The 5,812-nt window shown below is 73.2% G+C and carries 5 protein-coding genes; 2 read left to right on the top strand and 3 right to left on the bottom strand.

Annotated features, from left to right (window positions below; all coding sequences use genetic code 11):
- Nucleotides 1–200: 200 nt before the first annotated feature.
- Nucleotides 201–962, bottom strand: coding sequence for a VOC family protein (locus Asi03nite_RS37100; RefSeq protein ID WP_203685202.1), 762 nt, complete (start codon nucleotides 960–962; stop codon nucleotides 201–203).
- A 168-nt stretch (nucleotides 963–1,130) separates the two neighbouring features.
- Between Asi03nite_RS37100 and Asi03nite_RS37095 the strand changes: the two genes are divergently transcribed.
- Complete coding sequence (locus Asi03nite_RS37095) at nucleotides 1,131–1,556, top strand: GNAT family N-acetyltransferase (protein ID WP_239103208.1); 426 nt, start codon at nucleotides 1,131–1,133, stop codon at nucleotides 1,554–1,556.
- Nucleotides 1,557–1,697: 141 nt separating this feature from the next.
- Entirely contained in the window at nucleotides 1,698–3,236 is a 1,539-nt protein-coding gene (locus tag Asi03nite_RS37090; RefSeq protein ID WP_203685200.1) for a ZZ-type zinc finger protein, read from the top strand.
- Here Asi03nite_RS37090 and Asi03nite_RS37085 read toward each other — a convergent pair.
- Both Asi03nite_RS37085 and Asi03nite_RS37080 read right to left on the bottom strand, forming a co-directional pair.
- Nucleotides 3,217–4,083 (bottom strand): LLM class flavin-dependent oxidoreductase, encoded by an 867-nt coding sequence (locus tag Asi03nite_RS37085; protein ID WP_203685199.1) that lies wholly within the window; start codon nucleotides 4,081–4,083, stop codon nucleotides 3,217–3,219. The two genes, Asi03nite_RS37090 and Asi03nite_RS37085, sit on opposite strands and share 20 nt — an antisense overlap.
- Nucleotides 4,083–5,812, bottom strand: a 1,730-nt coding sequence (locus tag Asi03nite_RS37080; protein WP_203685198.1) for a HelD family protein, incomplete at its 5' end; no start/stop codon positions are given. The genes Asi03nite_RS37085 and Asi03nite_RS37080, both read right to left, overlap by 1 nt.

Raw genomic sequence — 5,812 nt, 5'->3', positions numbered from 1 at the left:
TCCCGGACCTGCTGCGCTGACCCGCGGCGACGTCGGGCGGGGCGTCGCACGCCGAGAAGAGGCCGCCCGGTGGGCGGCCTTTTTCGTGTCCGGAAGCCATCGCCGGCCCGAGAACGTCGCGTGTCCGGAAGCCATCGCCGGCCCGAGAACGTCGCGTGTCCGGAAGCCATCGCCCGCCCGAGAACGTCGCGTGCCCGCGATCACCGACGGCCGGCGAGGATGGCGAACGTCGCCCCCTGCGGATCGGCGAGCACCGCGTACCGCCCGATCGCGATCGTCGTCGGCGGGCTCACGATCCGGCCGCCCAGGGCCGACGCGTGCTCGGCGGCCACGTCGCAGTCCCCCGCCGCGAAGTACACCAGCCAGTACGGCGGGACGTCGTCGGCCCACCCCTCGCCGATCATCGGCTGGATGCCGGCGACCGGCCGGTGCCGGCCGTCGCAGAGCAGGTACGGCAGGCCGCCGATCTGCGCCTGCCGGAACGTCCACCCGAAGACCGCGCCGTAGAAGTTCCGCGCCCCGCCGACATCCCGGGTGTTCAGCTCGTTCCAGGTCAGCGCGCCCGGGACGTCGAAGATTTCGGCGCCGCGCATGGTGCCGGGCTGCCAGACGCTGAACGGCGCGCCGGACGGGTCGAGGAACGCCGCCATCCGTCCCTGGTCCATCACGTCGAACGGCGGCACCAGCACCTTCCCGGCGGCCGCCTCGACCCGGGCGGCGATCGCGTCGGCGTCGCCGGTCGCCAGGTACGTGCTCCAGGCGGTCGGCTGCCCCTCGCCGAACAGCGGCCCCGCCCCGGCCACCGGGAGGCCGTTGAGCAGGAACGTCGTGTATCCGCCGAACTCCTGGCCGGACACCTCGGCGGTCCAGCCGAACAGGCTCGTGTAGAACCGGATGGCGCCGTCGAGATCGGACGTGGCCAGATCCACCCAGTTCGGCACCCCGGGCGATGGAACGGTCATTGCCGCATGGTCGCATCCGGTCACCAGCGCCGAGGCCGAACTGTCGGTCTTCTAGCCGAAACGGCCGGGCCGGTGACTCTTCAGCCGCGGAGACAGCTCATCGCCGGCCGGGGGCGCGGTGAGATAAACGGGTCGAGGCGTGGGCGGGGCGGTTCTAGGGTGACCGCCGTGAGCGAACCGATCCTGCGCGTGGCGCGGTCGCCGGAACTGCCGGCGGTCCTGGACTTCTGGCGGACGGCGGCGGAGAACGACAGCCGCCCCCCGGACACCCGCGCGGCGATCGAGGCGCTGCACGCCCACGATCAGGGGGCCTTGATCCTGGCCGTCGACGAGGGACGGATCGTCGGGACGATCATCGCCGGGTGGGACGGCTGGCGCTGCCATCTCTATCGGCTCGCGGTCGCCCCGGATCGCCGCCGGGCCGGCGTCGGCGGGCGCCTGATCGCCGCGGCCGAGGAGCGTTTCCGCAGCCTGGGCGGCACGCGTGTGGACGCCGTGGTGCTCGACGCGAACGAGCGTGCCCACGCCATCTGGTCCGCGTACGGTTATCGCCGGCAGGGCGAGTGGTCCCGCTGGGTGAAACCGCTGAGCTGACGGCCGGCGGCCGCGCTGCGCGCGAAGAGGACAAAAGCCCTTATTGTCTACGAGGTGAGCACGCCTTGTCCGGAGAGTGAGATCCATCCGCAACCGCACAAGGCTTCCGGCGGGACGCTGGACCGGCGAGGATGCTCGATCGTGGATGACCTCCTGGTGGCGCTGGCCGGTAATCCCGCCCTGCCGCCCGCCCTGGTCGACCGCCTGATCGGGCCGGCCGGCGAGGACCTCGCGCACGCTCTCGCCTACCGCACCGACCTGACCACCGCCCAGGTCCGCGCGTTGGCCGTCCGGTCCGAGAGTGCCGCCGTCGTCCTGGCCCGCGACGGCCGGCTGACCGCGGAAGATTTGGAGTCGGTGTTCCCGCACCTGCGGGGGACGGCGGCGTACCTCCAACTGGCTCTGCTCGACGAGGGCCGCGGCCGGCCGGAATGGGCCAGGCGGCTCGCCGCCGAGGCCAACCCGGACATCCGGCAGAAGCTGGCCGCCTGCCCGGACCTACCGCCCGAGATCTCCGAAGTGCTGGCCGCCGACCCGGATCCCGAGGTGGTCGCCGAGCTGGCGCTGCACACCACAGATCCGGAGCTGCTCGCGCGCCTCGCCGGGCACCGGCACGCCGAGGTCCGGATCATGGTGGCGGCGAACCCGGACACCCCACCCGACCGGCTGGCGGCGCTGGTCGCGAACGATTCACCGGCGGAGGCCTGCCTGGTCTGCGACCGGGAGCCGATCCCGTTCGTGCACGCGCCGCACTGCGACCGGGAGGACTGCACGCTGCTGCCCGGGATGTCCTGCGACGGCAGCCACGAATCCGCTGTCCACAGCTTGCGCCAGCGGGCTGTGGATAACTTGGGGACACCGATGTCCGCCCTGGTCGGATTCGCCGACGAACCGTCCATGTCACTGCGCTGGGCGCTCGCGGCGCGGCCCGATCTGCCGCCCGAGGTGGCCGGGCGGCTGGCCGGCGACCCGGTCCCCGGGGTGCGCTACCACCTGGCGGACAACCCGGCGCTGCCGGTCGAGCTGATGCGGCGGCTGGCCGCGGACCCGTCCCACGAGGTGCGGAGGCGGTTGGCGGACAACCCGCGACTGCCGCTCGACGTGCTGGCCGAGGTGGCCCGCACCACCCGGATCGGTCCGGCCCTGCTGCCCCGGATCGCCGCGGCCACCTACGCCGAGGTTCTCGACCTCACGGAAAACCCCGATCCGGAGGTACGGATGCTGCTCGCCGCCCGCCGGGACCTGCCGCCCGAGGTGCGCGACAAGCTGGCCGCCGACCCGGACGCCAAGGTCGTCGCGGCGGTGGCCGGACATCCCGGCCTCGGCGCGGAACTGTTGAGCCGGATGGTGGCGACACACGGCGTACGCGTGCAGAGCAGTGTCGCGGCGAACCCGGACGCGCCCGGCGACCTCCTGCTCGACCTCGCCCGGCGTGATCCGCGGGTGCCGAAGGCGCTCCGCGAGGTCGCGCGGCACCCGAACGCGGAGGCCGGGGCGCTGGAACACTGCCTCGCCGACGAACGGGCCCGGCCGATCGCCGCCGGACATCCGGCCCTGCCGGCGGAGCGGGTCGCCGCGCTGCTCGCCGACCCGGACCCGCAGGTGGCCGAGTCGGCGGCCGGCAACCCGTCGCTGCCGGTCGAGGCGATGGCCCGGCTGATCAGCGACCGAGCGCGGTGAGCGCCGCCCGGACCTGCGGAATCGGGTCCGGACCGAGCGGCCGCAGCACGATCGTCCGCGCGCCGGCGCCGGTCAGCGCCCGCACCTTCCCGGGCACCTCGGCGAGCGGGCCGATCAGCGAGAAGACCTCCGAGGGCGGCACGCCCAGCCCGCTCGCCTGATCCTCGACCATCGGGCCGGTCACCTTCGCGGCGTCCGCCGGATCGTTGTTGACGTGCAGACAGGTGAAGGTGATCAGCTCGTGCGCGTCGGTGGCGCCACCACGGCGGATGTGTGTGAGCGCGGCGGCGAGCTGCTCCGGCCCGTTGCCCTCGGCCAGGATCGTGCCGTCCGCGACCCGGCCGGAGAGCTCCAGCGAACGCGGTCGCACCACGCCGGTGACGATCGGCGGCACCACGGCCGGCGGGTGCACCAGGCGCACGCCGTCGATGTGCACCTCGCGCCCGGCGAGCGTCACCGTCTCGCCGCGCAGCAGGCCCTGCACCGCGACGATCGTCTCCTCCAGCATGGCCAGTTTGGACTTCGCCTCCAGGCCCAGCTGCCGCATCCACTCGGTCACGCCGTGCCCGAGCCCGGCCACCAGCCGGCCCGGATGCACCCGGGCCAGCATGGCCAGCTCCATGGCGAGCAGGGCCGGGCTGCGCAGCGGGGCCGGCGCGATGCCGATGCCCACCCGGATGCGGGAGGTGGCGGCCAGGGCCAGCGCGGCGGTGCTGATCGAGCCGGCCCAGCCGAGGTCCTCGACCACCCAGAGGTCGTCGGCGCCGGCCTCCTCCACGGCGGCGGCGAAGGCGGGCAGATCCTCGGGGGACAGGTCGCGGTCGAACATGACTCCGATGCGGGACATCAGTCGATGTTAAGCGGTCCCGGCAGCGGCTGGGCGTGCAGCACGGAGAGCCGGGTGACCGCCCGGGTGAGCACCACGTAGAGGCGGTTCAGGCCACGCGGCTCGGCGGCCACGATGTCCGCCGGCTCGTGGACGATGACATGGTCGTACTCCAATCCCTTGACCACCGTGGCCGGGACGACCATGACGCGCGCCTCGGCCTCGACGTCGTCGGGCGTCGCGTGCTCGATGCCGGCGGCCGTGAGATGACCGCGAAGCCGGTCCACAGCGGTGTCCGCGGCGATCACCGCGACCGAGCCCTCGTGCTTCAGCGCGGCGCCCACCTCGGCGAGCGTGCGGGCGTCCAGGTCGCCGGGATCGGCCACCGGGATCACCGCGAGGTCACCGTCGCGGCGCAGCGAGACCGCCTCCGGCACGTTCACCCCGAGGGCCGGGAGCAGGCGGTTCGCCAGGGTCACCACCGCTTCCGGCACGCGGAAACCGACAGTCAGCGGTACGACCGACGCCTCCGGCTTGCCCAGGTGCGCCAGGATGTCCCGCCAGTCGGTGGTGGCCCACGGCGCGGTGCCCTGCGCGAGGTCACCGAGCAGCGTGATCGAGCCGTGCTCGCTGCGCCGGGCGATCGCGCGGGCCTGCATGGGTGACAGATCCTGCGCCTCGTCGACGACCACGTGACCGAAACTGTTCTGCCGCTCCAGCAGCCCCGCGGCCTCGTCGAGCAGGACCAGGTCGGCGGCCGTCCACTTCGCTGACTTGACCGTCTTGGGTGGCTTGGCCCAGCGGATGGCGTCCTGCTCCTCCTCGGTCAGCAGCTCACCGGCGGCCGACGGGTCGGTCAACAGGCCTGCGACCAGGGACTCCGGTGTGACGGCGGGCCAGCAGGTCTCCAGGAACTCGGTGACCTGGGCGATCTTGCTCATTTTGCGGAGCCAGGACTCGCTCGGGGAGTTACCGGTGCGGTACTCCGACTGGCGCTGCAACAGGCCCACCACCCGCGCCCGGACCCGCTCCCGGCCGACCGAGTACGGCAACCCCTCGCGGCGCGCCTCGTCGACGATCCGGCGCAGCGGCTCGATGTCTATCCGCCAGCGGTAGGAGCCGTCCGACACCATGATCGAATCGGTGGGCTTGCCGATCCGGCTCCACAGAACTCCGCTCAGCGCCTCAGCCATGCGCACGTCGTTCTTGACCAGGGCGGCAGCGGCCGGGTCGACCGCCTTGACCGGCTGTCTCCCGACCAGTTCGTCCAGCGTGGACTGCTGCACCTCCACCTCGCCCAGGGTCGGCAGGACCGCCGAGATGTACGACAGGAACGCCGTGTTCGGCCCCACGATGAGCACCCCGGACCGGCGCAGCCGCTCGCGGTGCAGGTAGAGCAGGAACGCCGCCCGGTGCAGCCCGACCGCTGTCTTCCCGGTGCCCGGCGCGCCCTGCACGCAGATCGAGTCGCCCAGCTCGGCCCGGACCAGCTCGTCCTGCTCCGGCTGGATGGTGGCGACGATGTCGCGCATCGGCCCGACGCGCGGCCGCTCGATCTCCGCGGTCAGGATCCGGCTGCTGGTGCCCAGCTCCTCGCCGCGGTCCAGGTGCTCGTCCTCGAAACTGGTCAGCTCGCCCTTGACGAACCCGAACCGGCGCCGGGTCGAGACGCCCTGCGGGTCGCGGACGCTGGCCCGGTAGAACGAGCGGGACAGCGGCGCCCGCCAGTCCAGCACCATCGGCTCCCCCC

It is taken from the genome of Actinoplanes siamensis (genome assembly GCF_016862395.1).
GTDB lineage: Bacteria > Actinomycetota > Actinomycetes > Mycobacteriales > Micromonosporaceae > Actinoplanes > Actinoplanes siamensis.
The sequence above is the reverse complement of the archived record's forward strand: the minus strand, read 5'-3'. Positions and strand labels throughout refer to the sequence as shown.

Bases quoted from the DNA above. Each gene is read 5' to 3' on its own strand.
- Asi03nite_RS37100 (WP_203685202.1), bottom strand. From the start codon at position 962: ATGACCGTTCCATCGCCCGGGGTGCCGAACTGGGTGGATCTGGCCACG.
- Asi03nite_RS37085 (WP_203685199.1), bottom strand. From the start codon at position 4,083: ATGTCCCGCATCGGAGTCATGTTCGACCGCGACCTGTCCCCCGAGGAT.